Origin of the sequence: Candidatus Magnetobacterium casense, assembly GCF_019173545.1 — a bacterium.
Classification (GTDB): domain Bacteria; phylum Nitrospirota; class Thermodesulfovibrionia; order Thermodesulfovibrionales; family Magnetobacteriaceae; genus Magnetobacterium; species Magnetobacterium cryptolimnobacter.
The window spans coordinates 1-22,772 of record NZ_JABXWD010000010.1 but is presented as its reverse complement, the minus strand read 5'-3'; the positions used below and the strand labels follow the sequence as shown (position 1 = coordinate 22,772).

Sequence of the window (22,772 nt, the reverse complement as noted above, 5' to 3'; positions counted from 1 at the left end):
CCTGGCAATGGCGGAGCCGCAGCGTTTGACAACACCGCAACAGCGGACCAAGATGGTGGCGAAGAAGCAGGCCAAGGCAGACAACATGCCTGACCTACAGGCGTTTGAGGATGCGGTAGACAAGGCGTTTCCCGACAACAAGCAGGCGGCGATAATCAAGAAGCTGGCAAGGGTACTGCATGAAAGCTAATAGTAATTGCTGGGGAGAAGATACACACAAGGCGTTTTGGATGGCTACACCTGAAATGTTGTTGGCAACAACTATTCTGTGTGAGGCTGGAGGGGAGCCGGAACTGGGCAAACAGGCTGTTGCGCAGGTGGTCATGAACCGCTCCAATGACAAGAAACATCGTTACGGCAACGGTTTAAAGGAGGTTATCCTACACCGATACGCATTCAGCTATCTCAACCCTGACGGTCTCATTAAAGCAGAGAAAATGCTTGCAGGAATATATCAACACGGGGCGTTGATGGACATGGCGTTTCAATTCCTGCATAACCTCACCACTTGTTCTGTCGTTAAGGGTGCAACACACTACTACAACCCACAACTTGCCAGTCCGATGTGGGCACAAAGAAAACAGATGATGTTTGTTGCCGAAATAGACAATCACAGATTTTATCAAGAACTATGAAGGAGGCAATAACACAATGGCAGATGTAAACAATGCTCAATTGTATACAATTGGGCGTGGCAAGTTACTTTTCAGACCGACAGGCACAGACGGGTGGAGAGACTTAGGCAACGCACCGGATTTTAGCGTTGCGACAAAAACGGATAAGATAGACCATTTTAGTGCTAGGCAGGGGCTATCAGTCAAGGACAAACAGGTTGTCTTAAAACAGGAGGCCATAGGCAAGTTTAAGCTCGATGAACTAAGCATAGATAACTTACTCTTGTTCATCATGGGAGCGGAAGCCACAACGACAAGTCAGACTTCCGGTACCCTTACCGCATCCAGTGTAATAGCTTTGCTTAACAAATGGGTATTTGTCGGGAAACGTGAGCTGTCGGGCGTTGTAGTCAAGGACTCAACGGACACCACAACATACACTGAAGGCACGGACTACGAGGTTGATTACAAGGCCGGTATGCTCTACTGCCAGGAAACCGGCACGATAGTCGATCTCGCAACGTTACATGTAAGCGCTACGTATGATGCGCTTGATGTTGACGTTGTTTCTGCTGGTACAGCAACAACCATTACAGGTTCGTTCTTGTTCCTAGGAAATCCTGCAAGCGGTGTTATCATGGACGTTGAAGGCTACGGCAGCTTAATTCCAGAGGGCGAACTGTCTTTGATCAGTGACAAGTGGACGGAACTAGGGTTCACCTTTGAGTTCCTGAAACACCCCGACTACGCCGGTCTCTTTGAATTGAGAAGCAGAGGGGTTGTGGTGTAATGAAGAGACAGAAAACAGTCACGGTCAACGGCAAGGACATCATAGTCAATGAGTTGACAGTCAAGGATGTAATCAACCTCATGGAGTCTGCAAAGGCCGGTAAGAATCTCCTTGTGCTGTTTCAGGAGATGTTACCGACGATAACAACAGCAACCTTTCAGGACATAGAGGGGCTGGCCTTCTCTGAACTGCACGAGTTGTTTGGTGCCTTTAAGGAGGTAAACGCTGATTTTTTGGCACTTTGCGAACAGTTAAAGTTGACGGAGATGTTAAAGGTGCTCAAGGAGTCAGTCCTGGCGCAGATGCAAAATGGGTTGAGAACGCAGCTTGTTTCCTCATTGAGGCAGGACACATAAATGTGTTTGACTATGGCTATAATTTCTTCATGCTGTGTCTTAAGCAGCAGGAAAAGGGCAGGCTTCGCGGCATGAAGGACTTGGCCACGGCGGTTAGGATGGGTGCGTGGGCAGATAAGGACGAATTCAACAGGTTTTGTGAGGAGTAGCGGATGATACCAGTTATTATACAGATTGCAGCTAAGGCTATAAATTTTGCTGGGGTAGTAGCGGCAGTTAATGCGGTAACAGCAAGCATGAAAGATATGAACACGGAGATAGCTGCTACTCCTCACTCAGCTTTGCCGGTATTATTTAATTCCATAAGTAGCGGTCTAACTAAAGCAGCAAGTTTTGTAAGTGTTGGTTTTGCAACAGATGTTGCAAAGATAATAGAAGGAAGTATTGAAGCTGCTATCGCTACAGCAAGCCCTAAGATAAACAGTTTTTTTACAGACATTGTAAAAACATTTACGCTTGGCAAGGTTGTCAGTGAAGTTACAAGTGCTTTTGAAAAGATAACAACCGAAAGCGCTAAGTTTAAAAAAACCGTAGAAGATGCTAATGACACTATAGAGGCTGGGGTTGATGCAGCAACAGCTATAGGCACGAAACTTGAGAAGGCCGCAAGCAATAAACTGGAAGTATCACTGGATAATGCCTCGGATGCAGCCCAAAAATTGTCAAAAAAGATAGATGTAAGCGATAGTGCTGAAAAGTTTGCCAGCGCTATGAAAACAGCGGAAGGTGCAATTGAGGTAGCGGTCATATCGGCAAGTGATTTAAACGATAAAATAAGCGATGAAGAAGGTGTCAAAGTTTTAGCTAAATCAATGGAAGATGTTAATGTCAACATCGAAGCATCGATTATATCGGCTAGAAATTTAACAAACAGCATTAGTCCCGATAAGGCTGTTAATTTAAAAAAAGAAATAAACGAAGTAAATTCTGCTATGACAAAGATACCTATAGCAGCTAGGGATTTAACCATTGAAATTGGCAGATCCGCCAAAAATAGCGAAGCGCTTAAAAATATTACAAATGATGTTCATAGACTAACAATAACGCAATCCGAGGGTGTTAAGAAAATAACGGAGGCTTTTCAATCATCAGCAGAGGCGGCCAGGCTTATCAATTTACCCCTGGAACAGGCATATAAAATCACAAAAGATGTTTACCAGACCATGACTAACATGGGTTTGCCTATGAGAAATTTAAATCGTGAAGTCACAGCAATGTTTGGTGGCAGGATAAATACGGGTAAAACACAATTAGCAGGTCTCTTGGGTATTTCACAGGATATGTTAAAGGTGTGGCAGAATAATGGCACTATAGTTGACCAACTCGCATTACGATTAGATACGTTTGTGGCCACGATGTCTGATGGCGATGCCGCTGTGCTTTCGCTTGGAAATGCTTTTAGTTTTGTGGCAAGCAAACTCAAGTCTAGTCTTGATGTTGACAGCATTTTTGATGTTGCTAAAACTAAATTAGCAGCCTTTCTTGTAGACTTGAACAAAATGGATGTGGGGCCGGGTATCAAAAATATAACAGACGCTTTTTCTACTATATTCAGTAGTCTTAGCGGAAAGACTTCTGGCGGTTTAGGTGGCGTTTTTAGTAGCATGATAGACCATGCCATAGCATCTGTTAAAAAGTTAAATGATTACATAGGAACCATTGATGTAAAGGCCTTTTTAGATAATGCTATAAATGTTGTAAATGATGCTATTAGTTTCATAAGTGCAGGTGTCAATAAAATATTTGATGCCCTCAAGTCAACGTTTACGGGGTTGAAGTTAGACCAATACTTTAAATTGGCACTTCCGGTACTCAAGTCATTATGGGACGGGGTTATAAAAATAGGTCAAGCGATAATCAATGTAGCCACAACCATCGTTCCTAAACTTGTAAGCGCACTTAGTAGTAAGGCTCTTAATCTGACTGATGGACTTAATCTTAGTGCTATAACAGAGTCTATAGGTAAAGTTGTTAATTTTATAGTGGAACGCATAAATAACATTAAAGGTACATTTGATAAGGTTTTTCCCATAGTCGTGAAATATATAAATGAATGGACGCCGGCAATTAAGAAATTCTTAGCTGAGATTTTAAAGCATTTACCAACATTGGTGGACATGGCTATAGCATATTTAAAGGTAAAGCTCACAATAGATAATATAAAATCTGCAACAACGAGCCTTTTACCTAAAATAATAGCAATAGGTACTAAGATATTGCTATGGGCAGCGGCGGCTAAACTGTTTATGGTGATGATGGATGTCTTATCTCCTATAGTACAAGGAGTAAAGGATTTTTTTGTAGCGATATATGATGCGGTAGCACCAATTGTATTAGTAATATACAAGTGGAATACAATCATGATGCAGTTGCCTTTTAAGTTAATAATGTCATTGGTCAACTTACTAATGGGCGATACACAGCGGGCAGGTCAATATCTTACTCAATGGAATGTAAGTTTAGGTGGCACGTGGGTATTAGTCAAGGACGTATTAGGCGTAGTGTGGAATATCGCAAAATTTTTCATGCAACTTGCCTTTGCTCCTATTTTAGGTGTGTTGACTTTGATTGGAAACGTATTTAAAATGATGTGGAGCGATGTTAAAGCTGTTTGGGATGCTATTAAACTTGCAGGGGAGGCTCTGAAGGATATGTTCCTCGATGGCACTAATTTAGCGATAGGCTTTTCAAAAATAAAAATAGCCGCATTGGAACTGTGGAAGGTTATCTTACAAATTCCGATAATTAACAGATTGGTAGACCCTCAGACGATAATAGACTTAGATCAGAGTATAGCGGCGGAGAAAAGCTTATATTCAGCTACAGTTGATATTGAGCAATCTACAAAAAAAGTCACGACAGCTCAAGCATCAGCTGCGAAGGCCGTGGCTGCCACGGGCGATGAATTAAGAGATGCCAATGGTAAATTTATAGAGGCGGCAGAGGCCACGGATATCTTCAGTGAATCCACGGGAGCGGCAGCCAAGAGAATAAAAGAGTTAAGCACTAAATTCAATGAACTTGAAGCGGATTTAGACAAGGTGGAAAGCACGTTAAAACAGCAATCGGCGTGGAATGAATTAGAGATTAAGCTAAAGTATGTTGGGACACCAACGGGTGGTGAGGAACAAAAAAAGGCGCTCAAGGAATTAGAAGCAGAGCATGAACGTGTCTATGACGCAATGACTGTAAAGGAAAAGACATATACTAATGCGGTAAAGACAGAGGTCATGGATGCCAACAAAATATATGAAGACGAAATAAAAAAGCGCATGGAGACAATAGATACGATTAGAACAGAGATGTTGACTCAACAGACTGCTAAAGAATTTATAGCAATGCAAAAGAGAATTAACTCAGAGCAAGAGTATATAGAGATGGCCAGACTTGGACAAGAAGCACTATTAAAAAAATACTTGGATGTAATGAAAGAGAGGTTAGACAAACACCAGGAGACTTTAAACAAGATGGTGGAGGTAGAGCGGCAAGCAAAGGCAGATATTGAAAAGATAAACAAGGATATAGAAGGCACAGACAGAGATATAGAGAACTTAAAATTAATCGGTTTAGATAATACAGAAAAGGAAAAGATTAAAGCTGCACAAGCTAATAATATTCGTTCAAAGGCAGAGGATGAACTTGCTAAAGGTAATTTAGAGAAGGCTAAAGAATATGCAAAGCAAGCAGCGGACTTAAGCAAAAGTGTTGCCGAGTCGGACGCTAGCGCAGTCAAGACTGCGACAGATGCCAAAGAGCAAGCCTTAAAGAAAGTTGCCGACATAAACAAAAAAATAAAAGAAGACGAAGAGGCTTATAATAAAAAGAATAATAGTCATAGTGATAAGTCCGATTATGAACAGAGAGAAAAAAACGCTGTAGAACATAACGTCAAAATGAAAAAACTAGTAGAGGAAAGAAATGAGGCTGAAAGAAAAGCAGATGAAGAAAATGCCAAGTCGGATACATACAAGCAGCAAATGCAGTCTCGTGTTCATGACGCTACATCTGCCTATGACACATTGCAAGAAGTGCACAACAGAGAGAAAAAGGAAGCTGAGGAACGGTGGAAGGAAAGTCAGGAAACTCTACGAAAAGAGACGGCAGCTATAGATGGTTTAAAGGTAGAGATAGTGAAGCTGTCCGATGCGTTTACGGCCATACCTACGGAGAAAAAAAGCAACATAATATTTGAGCAAACAGGTCTTGAAGATATAAAAAAGAGCATAGCTGAAATAATGGCTAATGATGGCAAAACAATTCATATAAAGGTTGAATATACTGAGCAGGGTTCTACGAAATTCAGTACTCACCACGAGGGCGGTTTGATATACCCACGGGCCAGGACATTCGCCGACGGCGGGAAGGTACCGGGGGCGGGCGATACCGACACGGTTCCGGCCATGCTGACGCCGGGGGAGTTTGTCATAAACAAGAAGGCCGTCGAAAACATAGGGGTGCCTTTGCTCACTGCTATAAATAACATGCGGGTTCCCGATTCCGTTTATAATTTAGTAAAAGTAATAAGGTTTGCCGACGGAGGGCTGGTAAATCCACCTGTGACCTCATCGACGGGGGCAGGGGGGGTAGTAACAGGGGAGCAAATAATCTTGAACCTGAAACTCGGCGACACTGTGATTCAAACAACAACAGCAAAGGCAAACAAGGGCGTCCTGCAACAACTCGTCAAGGAAATAGAACAACAAAAGAGGCGAGGCTATCAATGATCAAACTCGGTGACCTGACATTGCCCGATGACCTGACGCTGGATAACGATGCTATTACCTGGACGGGACTGTATGCCGCGACAGACCGGACGCTGGGCGGAAATCTTGTTGTTTACGAATCATACGCGGAGGGTAGGCCATTAACGCTTGTTGCGGCGGCCAACTCAGGATGGCTGACGTATGAGCAGGTGAAGGAACTACTTGCAATGGCCTCCGTAAAGGGCGCCACGTATCCGTTAATCTTTGAGGACGATACATATATAGTTAGGTTTCAAAATGAGGACTCACCGTCTGTTGATGTAACGCCCATCCTGCCAAGGCCAAACACAGCCGATGAGGACTATTTTACGGGCAAAATCAAACTTATAGAGGTATAAACATGTCAATAGACAATATAATCGAGTATTACGATGAGGCCAGGAAGTCAAACATATCAATCATAATCAATAGTAGTAGCATGGTGCAGGCGATAGGGTTCTGTTTCAAAGACAATCCGTTTCCACTGTCAGACATCTTTAGCACTGAGATGAAGACGTTTATCGCTATGCCGCCAGGGTTTAGGGGTGTGCCATTTCCTATACAGGGTGTTTATCAGGGGTTCACGCCTCCTCCGATTGACCCTGCCGGTCATACAAGGAAAGGGTGCTCAGGGTGTGGACAGCAAAAAGAGGTGAAGGAGACCGTAAAAGCTGATGGTTCCAGGGTCATTATTACCACCGAGGTAATTAAACCTCAAAGCACAGAACAAACGCAATAAAGGAGGCTGTAAATGGCAGTAAACAGGAGTGATATAAACTTCGTAAAACCCGCAACGGTTACGGACACAAGCTCAAACGGCGGACGTATGAGTTATGGCATGATAGCGAACCGCGTAAAGTTTAACCTCTTTCCGCGAGTGACTAAGAGCGAACGAGTCAACGGCATAACAAGATACAGGAAACAGTACATGTGGAACAAGGCAGCCGGCAACGCGGCGGCTTACGCGGTGCTGGCATACAATCTGATACCGTCACCGGCGGGGGACAGGTTCTACATCGCAAAAGGGACACAGACGGACACGCAGACGGACATAAACAGTGGGTACGAGTTTGTCACCGGCGGGGCGTTAGCGGCTGCTTTAACGGCGGGCGCTCAGAGCATACAGGTTGCCTTTGAGTCAAACGACGGCGTCATAAACAACAACGCTAAACTGGCAATAAACAGCCATATCCTTAATAGTCAGACGGTAGCCAACACCGTGAAGTCATATGACGCCGTCTATTATAACGGGTCAACCTGGATAACGCAGGCGGCTCCGTCAGTTGACCAGGAAGATCAGTACCCTTATGGGACATACCTCGGGTCCAATAAGGTGTTTTCGTACAACACAAACGGTAGTCTTGAGTATCTTACGACGCAGAACAACAGTTATACGGGTGAGGTCACGGGAACCGGCAACGGATCGACAACGGTTTTTAGCGCAACGCTCACACATGTACCTGTCGAAAAGAGCAGCATAACAGTGCATCACACACGCGGCACGGTGCCTTACACGGCAACGGCCAACGACAGCGGCGTCATCACGGGAACCAACATCGCCTCCGGCAGTATCAACTATGAAAGCGGCGCGATTAACATTACGTTTACGCTGGCCCCCGACAACGCAACAAACATAACAGTTGATTACACTGAACGCTGCTACACCTACAGCGGCAACACGGCAACAATCAAGACTGTAGAGCAGGTGGCCAATAATTACGCAACGGCCAACACTTATGTTGCCATGTGCCTTGATTTGGGTGATATCGTTACGTCACTGAGCAACAAGGTTTTAGCGTCCGCGGGCGGATCGTTTAATGAGACAAACGTTACGCTAAACAACGCCGGTACGGTAGAGGACACCTTTACGCTGACCTTTACATCGGGGTCGGCATTTACATGTTCCGGGGTGTTGGAGGGGGCCGTCGGGTCTGGAACCACAGGTGGCACGTTCGCTCCGACAAACGCAAATGTGGCCGCGGCATATTTCTCTATATCATCGAGCGCCTTTAGCGGTGTCTTTATAACGGGTGACACGGTGCAGTTTAAGACGCATCCGGCGGCGGCCCCGATGTGGTTTAAGGAAGTAGTACCATCCGACACGGGAGCTTTCAGTGAGAACGGCTTGGTAACGGAATACTACATCGAGTAATGGCGTACTTCTTTACTAATGTTCAGGGATTAACGGCTTCCACAACAGGAACATGGACAGACCTTGACCTGTCGGCTGTGGTCCCCGTGAACACAAGCGTTGTCGTTGTCAGGGTGCAGCCTACTGACGACTACGGCAGTGCTTATACTTACGGTCTCAGGGCCAAGGGCGGCACGGACAACCGCACCGGTACGGTGTTAGGCTACGGACAATGTGAGTATTATTGCCCTGTGGGTGCAGGTCAAACGATTCAGTATTACAAGAACGACGCAAGCGTAACCTTCAGGCTTGTTGGCTATTTTACGACAGATGCAGTGGGTCTTACAAACGGAGTGTTGGTCTCAAACAACATACCGGCAGCCTGGACAACGTATGATTTATCGGGTACATGTCCGGCCGGAACACAGTTTGTGTTCTTGCAAGTCAAGAGGCCAGGGGGGGCGGCGGTGGTTTCGATCCGTTGCAACGGCAGCACGGACAACAGGTTGCAATCGGCAGCAACGGGGGCATTGTATGGGTACTGTGTCGGTGTTGACGGCAACAGGCGGATACAGATGTACGGCTCAGGCATGGAGGTCTATCTTGTTGGATATGTCACGCAGGGGCGTCATCGGGTCAACGGCCTTGATAAGTCTTTGACGACAACGGGATCATACCAGGACGTTGATATAAGTGCTGATTATCCCCCGTGGGGTTATGCGGGGGCCTTGGTGGAATACTACACAACAGGTGCAAGCGCTTATGACTTTTGCTTCAGGGCCAAGGGCAGTACGGATGATTATTATACGCTTAGACGGAATACGATAGGAGCATTCAGTGTGAAATTAGATAGTACGAAAAAGTTTCAACTGAAAATAGCCAATACCGCACAGGATATTTACGTCTTGGGGTATTTCATGAAACCGTCCAGTAAGATCGCAGAGTACATACATGAAGACATCGGGGAATTTAAAAGAGCTGTGATATACACAGACGCAGGAGGCACACAGGAGGCACGATTAAGCGGACAAACGATATCAGACCTTGTCACGCTATGTCAATCGTCTACTATTGTAACAGACGTCTTTGTACGCAGTGTGAAGACTACAATAGCAACACAACTGCTAAGGGCATACCACAACAGTCTTTCGCTGTGCCTTGTACTTCATCTCAACAGTGTAATTAGCGAAGTCCTGGCATCATTCTCAGGTAATGCAATTGTTTCAGACATATTTGACGGATTTACACCTGTGTTGGATGTATTAAACATATCAATACAGACGCCGTCCCCCATGATTGAACCGTTTAGCTTTACGACTGTCAATGAGATATCGGAGGGATACACATTAAGACGTGATTTACTTAACAAGATAGTCGATTCAGGGCTGCTCTTTGCACGAAACAATCCAGGGGCATTGTCGCAACACCTGGTGCAACAACAGGTCACTGAGATATCAGAGGGACTTAATGTTATGAAAACGATTAGTAACATGATAGCGGATTCAGGGCTGCTCTTCGCACGGAATAATCCAGGGGCATTGTCGCAACACCTGGTGCAACAACAGGTCACTGAGATATCAGAGGGACTTAATATCCTACAAGCGTTGAGGTCAAAGATAGTTGACTCGGACGTGTTGTTTACAACAAGCTCCAGTAACGCTTTAAGCAGCTCTTTGAGTCACAGCGTCGTCACTGAGATATCAGAGGGGCTTACCCTGTTGCGGACACTGAACACGATTATCGTTGATTCAGGGTTGACTTACACGCAAAATCATGTTAATGCCTTATTCAACAGCTTAACGCACCAGCGCGTCAATGAGATATCAGAGGGGCTTACCCGTGCGTTCTCAATGATCACCACTGGCAATGAGCCGCTGGCAATCATACAAATATTAAGGAATGAAATTACGTCCATGTCGGCGTTATTTGTTCAATACATAAAACTCAGTGATGACGGGAATACTTTGATACAGCCCAACATGGAATGGGATATTCTTGTTGACGATGGCAGCGTAAAAGACCGTGTGCTGTCTATCAACGTAACTCGCAATGAGACCAACTATGTGGATTCCATCGAGCTTACCCTTGCAGGTATAGAGGATATGTCAAGTTTCGATCCGGACGCAACAACAGAAAGCCGTGGCACGGAAAGAATAGAATTAAAATTGCCTGACTATTCCTTATGGTTCCTGCTCGAATCAATAGAAAGCAATCAGGTGTTTGTCAAAGAGGGGATATCACTGCACGGACGGCAACGGGCAGCAACACTCATGGAACCGTTTACAGACAAGGTGCAAGAGACATACAAAGACCGGATGGCGTCAAGCATAGCAACAGAGTTAGCCGACGATATCCCGCTTGTCTGGGACGTGGACGACTATTTTGTGAGGGCATTAAACGTAGACAACTACCCGCTTGAGGCCATAGCGGAGCTGGCGGGTGCCATCGGGGGTGTCGTCAGGACGCTGGCTGATGGCAGTCTGATTGTGCGCAGGAGGTATCCAGTGAGACCGGACAACCTAACCGATACGTTGCCGGTGAAGACATTTAGCGACGGTAACATCATTGCCCTGGACATCTCACAGGAGCAGCCGTTATATTCCGCCGTGACGGTTCAGATAGCAAAGGATTCAATAAGCACAGGGGATTACAAGATTGAATCAAGCGGCGGCTGTACGGAATTAGGCACGTCCGCAGATATCTATGTGTACAAACCAAATCCGGCCGCACAGTATCAGATGCGATCAGTAGACGATGTTTCGTTAAAGTATATCGCTCTTATGACTGAGACGATAAGTGAACGTATAACTTTGATAAACGGTTCCGGCAACGTGAGCAAGCCTATATTTGAGATTGTAGACCATGCTGTAGAAAATTGTGTCGGTGGATATGTGGAACTAAAATACACTAAGGGCAGCTCTGCAATTACGGTTGACAATGCTACATGCGCAATCTTAAACATGACATACAACACAATGTATGACCATTGGCAGGCGTATAGTGTTGTAGAGAAAAACGCACTAATATGTGCCATTACGTCGAGTGAAGACTCAGAGTCAACCGCCGTACGGTGCGTAAAAGGAAAGGGGTTAAAACCGGCGAACGACATAAACAATTCCCTTGTGTTTTCAGATGCACAAGCGCGGATAGTTGGAGAGACATATCTAAATGACAACTATTATAAAAAAAACAAACTGAAAATAAAATCAACCTTTCAAGGCATGAAAGACGGTGATATCGTTCTTGTAAACGTAGACAACATGACGATTACCGGCATTGTCAGAAACGTTGATCTGAGTTTTACAAACGAAAACAACGTACTAAAAATAAATGAAACAATAGAGGTATACGCATACCAAGAAATTAAGGGGGTCTTATGATTAGCGACTTCGTGAAAGATAACGACAAGCGGTATCAGGGTACGGTAATTAGTGTCTTGCCGGGTGACAGGTGTAGAGTCGATGTAGGCTCAACACAGGTCACGGCTATAAACAACATGCCTACAAGGACAGGAGACCAGGTGCTGGTCTCAAGGCTTGATAATCAATGGATGATAATATCCAAAATTCGCAACGGCGGTAATACAATGGAGGTAAAGGTATAATGGCGGATTTAGCCAAGGGCAGTGTATCGGTAGAGTTTAAGATATCCTGTTCCAATACAGGGGACGACAAAAGTATCAAAGTAGAGGCGGACAGCGCACTTAACGGAAGTTGTCTGAGGTACGGCGATCTGTTTCACTTCAAGATTTACGCCTGGGGTTTGCCAAAAGGGTATAGTATTACGATGTCAGATGTGACAATAACGGCGGCATATGGAGGTCACAAAAGCGAAGACAAAGAGGAGAGTCTGACCTTTGCTAATGTTGATGAGGCCAATGTTGGTTACCCTGTTGACTTGCTTGGAGCTACGACCTGGTATGGTAACAGCCTGGGTTTAACGCCAACCCTATTGAAAAAGACCACCGTTAAGTACCCCAAAGTTGGGGTAGCGGCAGGCACCCTGAAGTACACGACAAGCTATGATGCTTATTCATTCACGGTTACACCTAAAACATCAGAGACCTACCCCGTTATCGTGTTTGTTGAGGAAAAGCCATAATGTTCGATTTGAAAAACGGTAATACAAGCGCTGAATTTAAAAAGACCTGTGCGGGGACTACTTCCGAAAGTTTTACGTTTGAGCTTGACAGCGTGCGCAACAACGGAAAGTCTTCTTTTATACCAGTAAAGGATACCGCTTATCTTAAGTTATTTCCCGGCGGGCAGCAGCCGCACTTCTGGTTTAACATGGGTACTGCTTTCATTGTCAGTAACGGACAGGAGGCAAAGACCGAAGACATCACATTTATTGATAGCGATAGTTCAAACTTGCAGGGGATTCCTGTGGGCCTTGTGAGTTGGAACTGGATCGGGAGTACTAAAGGGACGGCGTCCGTTACGTTCGTTAAGGGTGAGGTCAAGTTGTCAGGTAAGGTAACGGGTATCCTGCATGTGTCATACAAGACCGATTATGATGTCGTTCAGGTTACATGTCAGGTCAAGGGCAGTGTGTTATTGACGGCGACAAAGGGGGAACGCAAAGGCAATACCACTGTGGATTTTAATGCCGTGGTCAAGCAGGAAGAGGTCTATCTTATCGTAAAATATGCTTGTACAGGAGAGGTGCAGCCCGACACTGTTGTTATGGTAGATACAGGGATGGGCGGTGGTTTTGTTGGCACGACAGACCATGAAGGCAAAGTATATTTAGGAAAGTTAAATAGCGGGAGGCATACATTAAAGATGACCAAGCCTGGATTCATGGATTCAGACAAAGACACGATAGCAAACGATTGGTTTGACGTGCCCTGATGTCTATAGAAATCACAGCATACATCGAAAAGGAATACTTTGAGGCTCCTGGCATATGTACAACCGACATCTGTAAGACTGAAATATCAGTGAGCACTGATAGCGCTACTAAAGAGGTCACGGTATTGGCGCCTATCATGAAATCAGGCGATGTTGTGAATAAGAAAATGGTGACAGCTGACATAATTAAAGATAATCAAACGCAAACTTCGTGTTTAATCTGCCGTAAACCCTGCGTTGAAAGTGGCGTTAAGGCACCGGTGGCGGCGGCACTAACTCAAACAACACCCATAACACCCACGGGCAGCCCACTGCCATTGATATCAACAACGCTTATGAAACCAGACCCAGGGCAACCTTCATTACCAGCCACCCACCAAGGCAGCGGGTGCGCGGCGGGGTGCCCTAAACTGATTAATTGGAAAGAAGATTACGATGATATCGGTTACCTTCAATACAATCAACAGACGGGTCAGTACTCACCGGCTACATATAAAAGAAGCCGTTTAACGCTAACTACAGAGGTTGATATACCACAGGTTTGCGGCATGAATATGTTATCTATGTCTTTTGAGGTATCGCCGTGTTATGCGTATTGGGACTTAACGCAAACTCGATCGGCTATGCAACAAACCCTATCGACAACACCAAGTTGGTTATGGCAACAAAACCTGCAGGGCATACCGGCGGATAACAGCCTTAAATGGACTTATCCTGCAAAGTGGTCAAATACATGGCACTTTACAACGGGAGATGTGTGCTTTTATCCAGGAGAGGCGATGTATCTGTACGCACATGTTAAAGACCCGTCCGGTAGGTGCAATCAGATATTGGTAGGATATGGATGGTTTGAGACAAATTGTTTGACAAGCGGCATAATACAGGGGTGCGGACTACTTAAGAAAAATACCTACAAACAAAATAAAGAATATATACAAAACGTTGACCTAAACGGAAAGCGGATATCACGACAGAACATCAGTAATGTTGATGTGTTCACGAAATACAAAGGACATTACACATACATAAAACCAGAACAACCTCCGGTTTATGCTTATTCCTATTCAACAAATTTGTTTCCAATGCTAGGTCCGGTAGGCGGTCAAGTTGTGACAACTGTTTATCATGTATATAAAAATTATACCCTGGACGCAACGGGCGGATCAATTCAATTGCCTTGGGATAACTGCATACATAGTTCCTTATTTCCCGTCTCAGACTTATACCTTGATTACACATGGCAGCAATGGGATGTATTAGCGGGTGGATACTTACAACATTTCAATCAAGCGTGGATAGGGAATCCCGATTTTCACTGGCTGGTCGATTATAAGGGCAGTTTATCATGGGTAAACACTTCTGATTTTACAGAATATAGAAACGGAGATAGAGTCTTGATCTTTAAAGGTGGCAAAGGTAAAAACCCATTATTGCAAACAAACAAAATACAAATAGCCATGCCTTACCAGAAGTCTACATTTTTATTAGGGAAAACAGATATAGTTTCGGCTAAGGTCACAAGAACCTTAAATCCTGCTACTGTTTATGCTATAGGTCGTGATTATATCATTGATAGCACGTTTGGTACAATATACATACAAGATAGAGGGGCAATTCATGCGGTTGATTCAAATGGAATATCTACAGGAGGCATAGACGTAGAATACACATATCACGTCGCCTTGGGTAAAAACGCAAATGACTATAGGAATTGTAGGTTATTTGACTCTCAGAACACACCATTGGGGGATGATACACTTGCAAGTAGCAATGTCTCATATTCACTTGACACAGGAAAAGATATTATAATTCCAACAAAGGTTAGATAAAATGCCGCTTCATTCAAATTCCGGTAACAAAACAACGGCGATGCAATGGATGACATATTGCAGAGTTATTAAGGTTGATTATACGAATGATACTTGCGATGTTGTAGAATTAGATGATGACCTGAATGATACATGTATTGTTCATTTGAATGTTCCGATCTACTATCATTGCTGGCCGGATATGACCTTGAGGGCAAATGGTGCCCTTGAGGGTTCGTCCAGTGCCTTTGAGGTGAATGACAAAGTTGTTATACAATCAAGATACGATTTATCAAGTAATTTTGTACCTTGGGCAGTTCTATCATTTTACGATAAAAAGAAACCGTGTGGTGATAAATTGTTTTTCGTCTTTGTAGACGACCGACTAATGACCGGCCCGTTTGATAGCGACAGCACGCACTTAAAACAAATAGTTAAAAACGTAGCACTTAAGATAGATGGCACAATTATGAAGCTATCGGAACAATCCGTCATTGTGACAATCGATATGAATGGAGGGCTACTGGTAGTTCAAAGTTCAGAAGATAAGAACGAAAACTTAGCAACAATCCCGACAAAATTTACGATGGCGACTTCTCTAAGCTATGAGCCTGGCTATGGTGAGTCGCAGTGGAACTCTGTGCACGAAATGTTTAACCATAACGTTCTGAATGGCAGTTATCGGGCATGGAACCCCTTGGAGGGCATGGGGTATTGCTTAACGGCCAGGCGTGGGTATAAACTTGATGCTGATGGTATAGTGACGACATGCTATTATACGGTTAAGACTGAACTTATGACGCCTTTAAATTGCTATTGCTATGTTGGTTTATTGCCCACTAATCGCACGAAAGTAAAGCAAACGATACAGTACAAAGACACGCCATTTGATACAACATTTAAAGATGGTATACTTATCGGTGAAGACTTCGAGTCACCACCGGCTATGATACTCAAAGACGGTTACCTGTATTGGTATTTTCACGTTATAGCATTATTTGACGAAGGCACTGCTATTTACCGGAAGGTGCGTCAGAATATGGTAATGAGTGCTTTTGGTGTAAGATGGCTAACTGTGAATGGATACTGGAAAACGACGTATTACGGAATAGACGGAAATACATTACAGCCCTGTTATATGTGGGGGGAAAGGGGTGGGACATTTCAACATGGGGGAATGATAGGTCACGTAATCTGGACAGAAGAATTACACATAGGCAGTGAGGTATTAACTCTTACACGCAATGAAAAAAAAGCATCCTGTGAAGGGTGGTTTTATCCATTGTATGTATTTCCGACATTAAGTGAAGGGGGAGATTGTTCGGGTGGACTTGTTGAAATTACAGGCATTGACAAGATTTGTAATGGCTCTGTATCTGGAACTGGAGGCGTGCCTTTAAGTTATACTGTAAGTTGTGAGGGAATAGTTATAGATGATAATAGTTACGGTTCAGTTGACGGATCAACTAATTTTCAGGTTTACATTTTTGATTCATTTCAAGGTGAGGAATGGTATTTTATTATTTACTCATACGATGAGGCAGCATTAAGTTACACCTGGATGCATGACCATTATGTAAACACATATAGTTTCACCCGTCACTATAAAATGAGATATAAGCACCCGATTGGAAATGGTGATGTCAATATAGGTGGATGGTCAAACACGGTGGCCGGTGGTACCCCAAATGGTACTATAATACTATATCCCTCATGTCAGATAAACAGGGGGATAATAAGTTACACTTATGTTATTGCCAATGCCGCAACGGGTGTATTCCAGGAAAGAGTTGTGGGAATTTACAACGTTACAAATAAAACATTCCCGATTGGAGGATCAAGTTATACCTCAGAATCTATTTTTGGAGTGGATTCTGAAACATGGAAAATGCAAGCCGCAATCGGGATATCTAAATAAGGAGGAGACAGCATGCTACAGGTTAAACCAATTTACGGTAAAGATTACAAGCCAGGCACGATTCTATTTACGCGGGATATGAAATTCCCGTTAAGTTTTGGAATCGCATGGTTTGAGAGTCAGCAGGAGGCCTCCGACTTCTATCCCTCGCATGTGGTAATTGCAGTGACTCAACGTCAAGGAGTTGAAGCGGCAGAGCACGGGGTGAGGTTATGCAGTCTCAATAAGTATTTCGATCACTCGTCAACTATGGTCGTCTGCAAGGAACCGTTTGAATTGACAACGGAGGCGTGGAAGGGGGAGATACTACCTTTTGCGTTCAATAATGTTGGGGCTATGTACGCATACTCTGACCTGTTGTTGGGCTTCCCGTTAATGGTGTTGTTCAGGGCGATAGCAAAAGGGAGGTTCAAGTTTCTGAACCGCTGGCCGTTACCGCTGCATCTGTCAGGGACATATGTGTGTTCAACGTTCGCCGCTCACTGTTTGCAGCAGGCGGCGATATATCGGGACATCCTGTTGTTCAGGCGGTATCACTACAGCCGGATATCCCCCGTGATGCTATACAATCATTTCCCCTGGAAGGGACTAAAAACTGTGTGCGATAGGGAGGTAATCCTTAGAGGAAAGTAAACTTGTTTTCGACTTAGTTTACTTTTGGACGTGAAAGTAATGTTAGGCGATGGTTTGATTTAGCCCTGGGTATTTTTAAAATAAGAGAGAGGTGTCCCCCCTGGCACCCCCTCTCTTGCCGTCAGTCTATTTAATCCGATCCGCAGCGAGCCCTAACTCCTCTATGTCAGCCTGGTAGTGCCGATCAATCTCACGAAGGAACGTTATCACGTCGTTAAAGCTGCTCTGCCTGAGTTTGTTGATGTCCATAACCTTGAACTGCTTGCAAATCATATAGTCAATCTTGGATGTCGGCTCTGTCCGTTTTAAGTAAATACCCTTGTGCTCATGTATCACTCTGTACATACGTGCGATGCGCCGGACGGCATTCTTGATCTTGTCCGACTGAACACTCAGAATCAACGGGTCGGTGTAGTACTCAATCTTGGCAAGTTCCTTCTTGAGGCTGTTGTGTCCCTGCTCAAGGAGGTTCTGTTTCTTCTCCAGTTTGACCTGCTCTACCCTGACGTCCATGATGGCCTGAAGCTGCATAAGGATCGGGTCGTTTGTCGCCGGCAGCGTCATGTTGACAAGTTCTTTGTACCGACGTTCACGCTCGATGAAGTATTGCCGTGCCTCCCGCCCCTTGTCGTTACGTTCCACCATCGAAAGCTCCTTCGCCATGTCGAAGGTTAGGTGGTGATCAATCTCAGGTCTACCACCGGAGGGGTTACGGTCATTTTTGACCGAAACTATATAGTCCTGATTTTCAACAAAATTGTATTCCTCAATCCTTCGTTTTATCCAGTGCCGGTAATCAGTTGATACTTCCAGGAACTTGTGTAGCACCCGTGCGTCTACGGTCTGTACCCGCTTGTCACCGATGGTGGATTCCGATACGGGGATAAGGTCGGGAGTTGTTGTAAGGATTTCGGTTAAGCGCATGACGTCGCCTCCTTCTCTCTTTGTATTTTGAGCATCATAGGGATATAACGTTTACGTCCGTCCCTAAACAGGAAGAAGTCAGCGAGGAGCCGAAGGGCTGCACCATTAAGCACAGCCCTTTCACCATTGAATTGTGTTACGATGAGGTCATCATCCATGTAAACATCCTGGGTGTTGTCGGTTATCGGCTTTGCGGCGGCCTTGGCAGTCGGGTTAAAGTGCTCAAACAGCACCTCGTAGCACTCCTCCTGGTAACGGATCAGCTTCTCACGCGTCAAGGGATTCTTAACTCTTTTGGCGTTGACCTTGAACAACCACCCATTGAGATACTTAAGCAGTAAGAAAGTAGTTTCTTGTGGGCCACCAGAGGAAGGTATAACCACCTGGGTTACACCTTTTGAAATGACAATGTCATCTTTTATTTGTGACAATTGCCTTTGCCATGCCAACCCTATAGATTCACAAATGGGCTTCATTGCAACATAAATATTGCCATGTTGTTTGATGGTGACAAGTGTGTCCTCATGGAACTTGATCTGAGTTGTTGTTGGTAAGTTTTGTGCGTTCATACGCACCTCCTACGGTTTTTGCATTGGGTATTAAAAATACCCGACTATTGCAACAGCCCGTAGAGCTGCCACCGCCTCACGGTTAGGTGGATAGTCGGGCGTTATAACGCCTCGTATGTGTAAATAAAAACACCACTATCAGGGGTAGTGGTCAACCCTACGGTCTTTGCCCTTCTATGTTAGCACAGACATGTAGGGTTGTCAAGGGGGGGTTGAGTCCAGAGCTTGACTTACGCTATATTATCTCCCTCAAATATGTGGTTTTAGTGAAGTCAGCAGCCTATCTTCTTCTTCTTTCTCTTTCCATCTCTTCTGCTTTTTTTAAAATTTGATCTGCTTTTTTTACTCCATTTGTTGCTTCAATCTTGTTTTTCATAAGAACTTGTAGCTTTTGTAACTGAACATCTAAGGACGGATTTGGCTCTATCTCAAGAGCCTTGGTAAAATCAATAAGAGCATTATTACAACCATCGATAGATTTGTCGTAGTTTTCTTCCTTATACCAAGCATCAGCGCTATTATTCCAGGCTCTACCACGATTATAATATGCCATTTTATTTCGTGGCTCTACTTCAATAACCCTGTTGAAATCAACAATAGCCCTACTATAATCTCTTTTTTTAAGCCATGCCTCACCACGATTATAATATGCTTCAATATATCGTGGGTTTATTTTGATAGCCTCAATAAACTCAGAAATAGCCTTGTCGTAGTCTCCTAATTTAAAATAAGACATCCCACGATTAAAGTATGTCTCTGCATTTTCAGCATAAACAATATTACAATCAAAGTACATCTCCCCTGTCCATGTAAATCCTGACAGGCTAACAGCAAAAAACAGTAACATGCAAATAATTCTCAAATACATTGGCTTTCCTCCTTTCTTTTTATGTGTTTTTATTCAGTCTCGATGTAGCATATCCTTAATGTCTGCGAGGTGATCTTCGCGTGTGTGGTTTGACATATGTACCATCTTTCCTGTAATACCCTTTCACATTAACAACACCGGTATTAGTATTTGTATTGCTATAATCATAATATTGTACCGACGAAGGGTTAAGACTATGCTCAGATGTGCTTGTAGGTTGTACTTGTCGCGTGTGTGGTTTGACTGCATTTTCAGATGAAGAGCTAACTGCTTTACCTTTGTGTCTAAATTCCCAAGGGGCTTCAGCATTACCAGACTGCCACAGACCAATCTTTGCAGTCTTCGCTCGTCGTTCTGCATCAACATAGCTTTGTTCCTGTTGACCTTTAAGATAATGGATATAAGCCCAAGCGTAGCCACTTTCAATCATTTGTTGGTTTATATCCTTGCCATTGTATGTAATAATACAGACTTCACGGCCATAAGTCTTACCACCTGTTAATTTTACATCGACATCTTTGCCAAGTATAAACTGCTTTAAAGCCTCTGTAGCCTCTTCTCCGCCTTCCTGGTTTTTCTCGGGTGCGTCTATACCATATAATCGACACGTGTAGAACTCCCCACCAAGTATAGGTTGTATAGCTACTGTATCACCGTCCTTGACTTTAACTACCTTGCCCTCATTGTGATATTCAACAGTGTAACCTGTGCTTGCGAACGACAGCAGCACGAAAAGAAAGATAGAACCCATTGTTGTTTTGCTATTCTTAGCCATTTCTCAAAACCTCCATATGTATCATTCTCAGGGTGTCACCACCCTGCCATGTAGCTTAACCGATAGCGGTACGGAAAATCCAGTGAAGTTTTGTTCACATGTGGCGGGAGGAGGGATAGGGTGGCGGTTAGTAGAGGTTATGGTTTGGTGCTACAAATACGATATTAAAGATGTCACGTTCTCTAATACCTGCCAGAGGAAAAACAACGGTCTATGTCGGCCAGGTGGTGGGTGCGTTTTGGGTGCATTTCTGCGTCGGGTGGGTGCAGTTTGCACCCAGTTTTGATACCTGGTGACACCGTATGATACTGCGTGATACTTTGGAGGTTGGCTTGTGTACTTGTGTATGTCCATATTTCTTTTGGTTCCAAATAACTATATCCTGAGACGCTGTGTATCTTGGTTGTTTCGATGGCTTCCTCAAAGGTCATAAGCGGCATTATGGTTGGCAAGCGTCGGGCGAGCATCGTCTTGCCTGAGCCGGGGGGGCCTATCATCAGGACGTTGTGTCCTCCGGAGGCGGCCACTTCGATGGCGCGCTTTGCGTGTTCCTGGCCCTTGACGTCGCAGTAGTCCTCCTCATAGCTGGAGTACTCATCCAGTACCCTTGATAGGTCCGTGACAAGCGGTTCAACACCGTTGTTGTTGCTCAGAAACGCAACCAGATCAACTATCGTCTTCATCCCGTAGACGGCCAGGCCATTGACCACGGAGGCCTCCCTGGCGTTTTCGTAGGGGAGGATTATGCCGGAGAGCTTATTGTCACGTGCGGCTATGGCCATGGAGAGCGTACCCCTGATCGGTTTTATCGTGCCATCCAGTGACAGTTCACCGGCAATCAGGTAATTGCTCTGTGTCCCTGCCGCAATCACGCCCTCTGAGGCCAGGATGCCAACGGCAAGGGGAAGGTCAAACGACGAACCCTCCTTTCTGAGATCGGCCGGCGAGAGGTTGACGGTTATCTGCTTGAGGGGGAAACTAAATCCAACGTTTTTGAGGGCAGCCCGCACCCTGTCCTTACTCTCCTTGACCGATGTATCGGGCAATCCCACGATTGAGAAATGCGGCATCCCCCTTGCCGCTATATCAACCTCGACGTCTATGAGGCAGGCATCTACCCCGTAAATAGTCGCACTGATCACCTTTGATAACATCTCACCTTCCTAAATATCTATTTCGTGATAGTATAATAAATTGTTGAATCGTATGGCAAGTATTTTTTTTCGTAATCACCCCCCCTACGACAAGAAGGAAAGAAAGGGGCGGCTCCGCCCCCCTTCAGAACCCCCTGCAAGGGGGCCAGCCCCCTTGACCCCATAATGCTTACCACTGTCATCACAGAAATATTTACAGGAACAAAATATCTGAACGGTGAAAATCAATCCCACAACCTTATTGTCTTTGTCAACCAAATTGTCAATTGCTGCTTGAGTTTACAAGTCGTTGTTGAACATGTTACAGTAGTAGGTATGGAGACACTGGCAGAGATTCTGATACGATTTAGGTTTAACGAGAAAAAAACCACTGCCGTTACGGCCCTGTTGCTTAAGTTAAACGGTGGTGCTATTAACTCTGCAAAGCTTTTAAAGTTGCTTTACCTAACGGACCGTGAAGCCCTTTTGCGGTGGAGACGACCATTAACCGGAGATGATTATGTTTCAACGTCAAACGGCCCTGTTTTGAGGGTAGTACCACAATCAACCGTGGTTGCAAGGATTTAAGCCACTTTTATACCTGTGTAATATGGCATTGTTGCTATGCGTGAGCAACGTGACCACGTTTGAATGGAGT

The 22,772-nt window shown here is 44.6% G+C and carries 22 protein-coding genes; 17 read left to right on the top strand and 5 right to left on the bottom strand.

Annotated features, from left to right (window positions below; genetic code table 11):
- From HWQ67_RS01170 to HWQ67_RS01095, 16 genes are all read left to right on the top strand, one after another.
- Positions 1–190 (top strand): hypothetical protein (locus HWQ67_RS01170; protein WP_218250806.1); only part of this gene is annotated, 190 nt, incomplete at its 5' end.
- A 40-nt stretch (positions 191–230) separates the two neighbouring features.
- Positions 231–635 (top strand): cell wall hydrolase, encoded by a 405-nt coding sequence (locus tag HWQ67_RS01165; RefSeq protein WP_218250805.1) that lies wholly within the window; start codon positions 231–233, stop codon positions 633–635.
- A 16-nt stretch (positions 636–651) separates the two neighbouring features.
- Positions 652–1,404, top strand: a complete 753-nt coding sequence (locus tag HWQ67_RS01160) for a hypothetical protein (protein WP_218250804.1) — start codon at positions 652–654, stop codon at positions 1,402–1,404.
- On the top strand, positions 1,404–1,760 hold the full coding sequence (locus HWQ67_RS01155; RefSeq protein WP_218250803.1) for a hypothetical protein: 357 nt from the start codon (positions 1,404–1,406) through the stop codon (positions 1,758–1,760). Before HWQ67_RS01160 ends, HWQ67_RS01155 begins: the two co-directional genes overlap by 1 nt.
- Positions 1,761–1,762: 2 nt before the next feature.
- A complete protein-coding gene (locus HWQ67_RS01150) occupies positions 1,763–1,909 on the top strand; it encodes a hypothetical protein (protein ID WP_218250802.1) in 147 nt (48 codons plus the stop codon).
- A 3-nt stretch (positions 1,910–1,912) separates the two neighbouring features.
- Positions 1,913–6,484: a hypothetical protein gene (locus tag HWQ67_RS01145; RefSeq protein WP_218250801.1), complete on the top strand. Its 4,572-nt coding sequence runs from the start codon at positions 1,913–1,915 to the stop codon at positions 6,482–6,484.
- The gene (locus HWQ67_RS01140; RefSeq protein WP_218250800.1) at positions 6,481–6,861 is read left to right on the top strand and encodes a hypothetical protein; all 381 of its coding nucleotides are present in this window, start codon (positions 6,481–6,483) and stop codon (positions 6,859–6,861) included. The genes HWQ67_RS01145 and HWQ67_RS01140 overlap by 4 nt, the downstream gene beginning before the upstream one ends.
- A gap of 2 nt (positions 6,862–6,863) precedes the next feature.
- On the top strand, positions 6,864–7,241 hold the full coding sequence (locus HWQ67_RS01135) for a hypothetical protein (protein ID WP_218250799.1): 378 nt from the start codon (positions 6,864–6,866) through the stop codon (positions 7,239–7,241).
- 12 nt (positions 7,242–7,253) lie between these two features.
- Positions 7,254–8,654 carry a hypothetical protein gene (locus HWQ67_RS01130; protein WP_218250798.1) on the top strand — a complete coding sequence of 467 codons (1,401 nt, stop codon included), beginning with the start codon at positions 7,254–7,256 and terminating at the stop codon, positions 8,652–8,654.
- Positions 8,654–12,013, top strand: coding sequence for a hypothetical protein (locus tag HWQ67_RS01125; RefSeq protein WP_218250797.1), 3,360 nt, complete (start codon positions 8,654–8,656; stop codon positions 12,011–12,013). Before HWQ67_RS01130 ends, HWQ67_RS01125 begins: the two co-directional genes overlap by 1 nt.
- Complete coding sequence (locus HWQ67_RS01120; RefSeq protein ID WP_218250796.1) at positions 12,010–12,237, top strand: hypothetical protein; 228 nt, start codon at positions 12,010–12,012, stop codon at positions 12,235–12,237. Before HWQ67_RS01125 ends, HWQ67_RS01120 begins: the two co-directional genes overlap by 4 nt.
- Complete coding sequence (locus HWQ67_RS01115; protein ID WP_218250795.1) at positions 12,237–12,734, top strand: hypothetical protein; 498 nt, start codon at positions 12,237–12,239, stop codon at positions 12,732–12,734. Before HWQ67_RS01120 ends, HWQ67_RS01115 begins: the two co-directional genes overlap by 1 nt.
- Positions 12,734–13,486, top strand: coding sequence for a hypothetical protein (locus HWQ67_RS01110; protein WP_218250794.1), 753 nt, complete (start codon positions 12,734–12,736; stop codon positions 13,484–13,486). The genes HWQ67_RS01115 and HWQ67_RS01110 overlap by 1 nt, the downstream gene beginning before the upstream one ends.
- Positions 13,486–15,315 (top strand): hypothetical protein, encoded by a 1,830-nt coding sequence (locus HWQ67_RS01105; protein ID WP_218250793.1) that lies wholly within the window; start codon positions 13,486–13,488, stop codon positions 15,313–15,315. The genes HWQ67_RS01110 and HWQ67_RS01105 overlap by 1 nt, the downstream gene beginning before the upstream one ends.
- 49 nt (positions 15,316–15,364) lie before the next feature.
- Complete coding sequence (locus tag HWQ67_RS01100) at positions 15,365–17,212, top strand: hypothetical protein (protein WP_218250792.1); 1,848 nt, start codon at positions 15,365–15,367, stop codon at positions 17,210–17,212.
- A gap of 12 nt (positions 17,213–17,224) precedes the next feature.
- Positions 17,225–17,845, top strand: a complete 621-nt coding sequence (locus tag HWQ67_RS01095; protein ID WP_218250791.1) for a hypothetical protein — start codon at positions 17,225–17,227, stop codon at positions 17,843–17,845.
- A 126-nt stretch (positions 17,846–17,971) separates the two neighbouring features.
- On the opposite strand, the gene HWQ67_RS01090 is transcribed toward HWQ67_RS01095, so the two are convergent.
- From HWQ67_RS01090 to HWQ67_RS01070, 5 genes are all read right to left on the bottom strand, one after another.
- Positions 17,972–18,769: an antA/AntB antirepressor family protein gene (locus HWQ67_RS01090; protein ID WP_218250790.1), complete on the bottom strand. Its 798-nt coding sequence runs from the start codon at positions 18,767–18,769 to the stop codon at positions 17,972–17,974.
- On the bottom strand, positions 18,760–19,338 hold the full coding sequence (locus HWQ67_RS01085) for a phage antirepressor N-terminal domain-containing protein (protein WP_218250789.1): 579 nt from the start codon (positions 19,336–19,338) through the stop codon (positions 18,760–18,762). Before HWQ67_RS01085 ends, HWQ67_RS01090 begins: the two co-directional genes overlap by 10 nt.
- Before the next feature lie 280 nt (positions 19,339–19,618).
- Complete coding sequence (locus HWQ67_RS01080; protein WP_218250788.1) at positions 19,619–20,206, bottom strand: tetratricopeptide repeat protein; 588 nt, start codon at positions 20,204–20,206, stop codon at positions 19,619–19,621.
- A gap of 55 nt (positions 20,207–20,261) precedes the next feature.
- A complete protein-coding gene (locus tag HWQ67_RS01075; RefSeq protein WP_218250787.1) occupies positions 20,262–20,981 on the bottom strand; it encodes a thermonuclease family protein in 720 nt (239 codons plus the stop codon).
- A 182-nt stretch (positions 20,982–21,163) separates the two neighbouring features.
- Positions 21,164–22,135, bottom strand: a complete 972-nt coding sequence (locus HWQ67_RS01070; RefSeq protein ID WP_218250786.1) for a YifB family Mg chelatase-like AAA ATPase — start codon at positions 22,133–22,135, stop codon at positions 21,164–21,166.
- 315 nt (positions 22,136–22,450) lie between these two features.
- Between HWQ67_RS01070 and HWQ67_RS01065 the strand changes: the two genes are divergently transcribed.
- Positions 22,451–22,702, top strand: coding sequence for a type II toxin-antitoxin system antitoxin SocA domain-containing protein (locus HWQ67_RS01065; RefSeq protein ID WP_218250785.1), 252 nt, complete (start codon positions 22,451–22,453; stop codon positions 22,700–22,702).
- Positions 22,703–22,772 lie beyond the last annotated feature (70 nt).

Bases quoted from the DNA above. Each gene is read 5' to 3' on its own strand.
- HWQ67_RS01165 (WP_218250805.1), top strand. From the start codon at position 231: ATGGCTACACCTGAAATGTTGTTGGCAACAACTATTCTGTGTGAGGCT.
- HWQ67_RS01160 (WP_218250804.1), top strand. From the start codon at position 652: ATGGCAGATGTAAACAATGCTCAATTGTATACAATTGGGCGTGGCAAG.
- HWQ67_RS01155 (WP_218250803.1), top strand. From the start codon at position 1,404: ATGAAGAGACAGAAAACAGTCACGGTCAACGGCAAGGACATCATAGTC.
- HWQ67_RS01145 (WP_218250801.1), top strand. From the start codon at position 1,913: ATGATACCAGTTATTATACAGATTGCAGCTAAGGCTATAAATTTTGCT.
- HWQ67_RS01140 (WP_218250800.1), top strand. From the start codon at position 6,481: ATGATCAAACTCGGTGACCTGACATTGCCCGATGACCTGACGCTGGAT.
- HWQ67_RS01135 (WP_218250799.1), top strand. From the start codon at position 6,864: ATGTCAATAGACAATATAATCGAGTATTACGATGAGGCCAGGAAGTCA.
- HWQ67_RS01130 (WP_218250798.1), top strand. From the start codon at position 7,254: ATGGCAGTAAACAGGAGTGATATAAACTTCGTAAAACCCGCAACGGTT.
- HWQ67_RS01125 (WP_218250797.1), top strand. From the start codon at position 8,654: ATGGCGTACTTCTTTACTAATGTTCAGGGATTAACGGCTTCCACAACA.
- HWQ67_RS01120 (WP_218250796.1), top strand. From the start codon at position 12,010: ATGATTAGCGACTTCGTGAAAGATAACGACAAGCGGTATCAGGGTACG.
- HWQ67_RS01115 (WP_218250795.1), top strand. From the start codon at position 12,237: ATGGCGGATTTAGCCAAGGGCAGTGTATCGGTAGAGTTTAAGATATCC.
- HWQ67_RS01110 (WP_218250794.1), top strand. From the start codon at position 12,734: ATGTTCGATTTGAAAAACGGTAATACAAGCGCTGAATTTAAAAAGACC.
- HWQ67_RS01105 (WP_218250793.1), top strand. From the start codon at position 13,486: ATGTCTATAGAAATCACAGCATACATCGAAAAGGAATACTTTGAGGCT.
- HWQ67_RS01100 (WP_218250792.1), top strand. From the start codon at position 15,365: ATGACATATTGCAGAGTTATTAAGGTTGATTATACGAATGATACTTGC.
- HWQ67_RS01095 (WP_218250791.1), top strand. From the start codon at position 17,225: ATGCTACAGGTTAAACCAATTTACGGTAAAGATTACAAGCCAGGCACG.
- HWQ67_RS01090 (WP_218250790.1), bottom strand. From the start codon at position 18,769: ATGCGCTTAACCGAAATCCTTACAACAACTCCCGACCTTATCCCCGTA.
- HWQ67_RS01085 (WP_218250789.1), bottom strand. From the start codon at position 19,338: ATGAACGCACAAAACTTACCAACAACAACTCAGATCAAGTTCCATGAG.
- HWQ67_RS01080 (WP_218250788.1), bottom strand. From the start codon at position 20,206: ATGTATTTGAGAATTATTTGCATGTTACTGTTTTTTGCTGTTAGCCTG.
- HWQ67_RS01075 (WP_218250787.1), bottom strand. From the start codon at position 20,981: ATGGCTAAGAATAGCAAAACAACAATGGGTTCTATCTTTCTTTTCGTG.
- HWQ67_RS01070 (WP_218250786.1), bottom strand. From the start codon at position 22,135: ATGTTATCAAAGGTGATCAGTGCGACTATTTACGGGGTAGATGCCTGC.
- HWQ67_RS01065 (WP_218250785.1), top strand. From the start codon at position 22,451: ATGGAGACACTGGCAGAGATTCTGATACGATTTAGGTTTAACGAGAAA.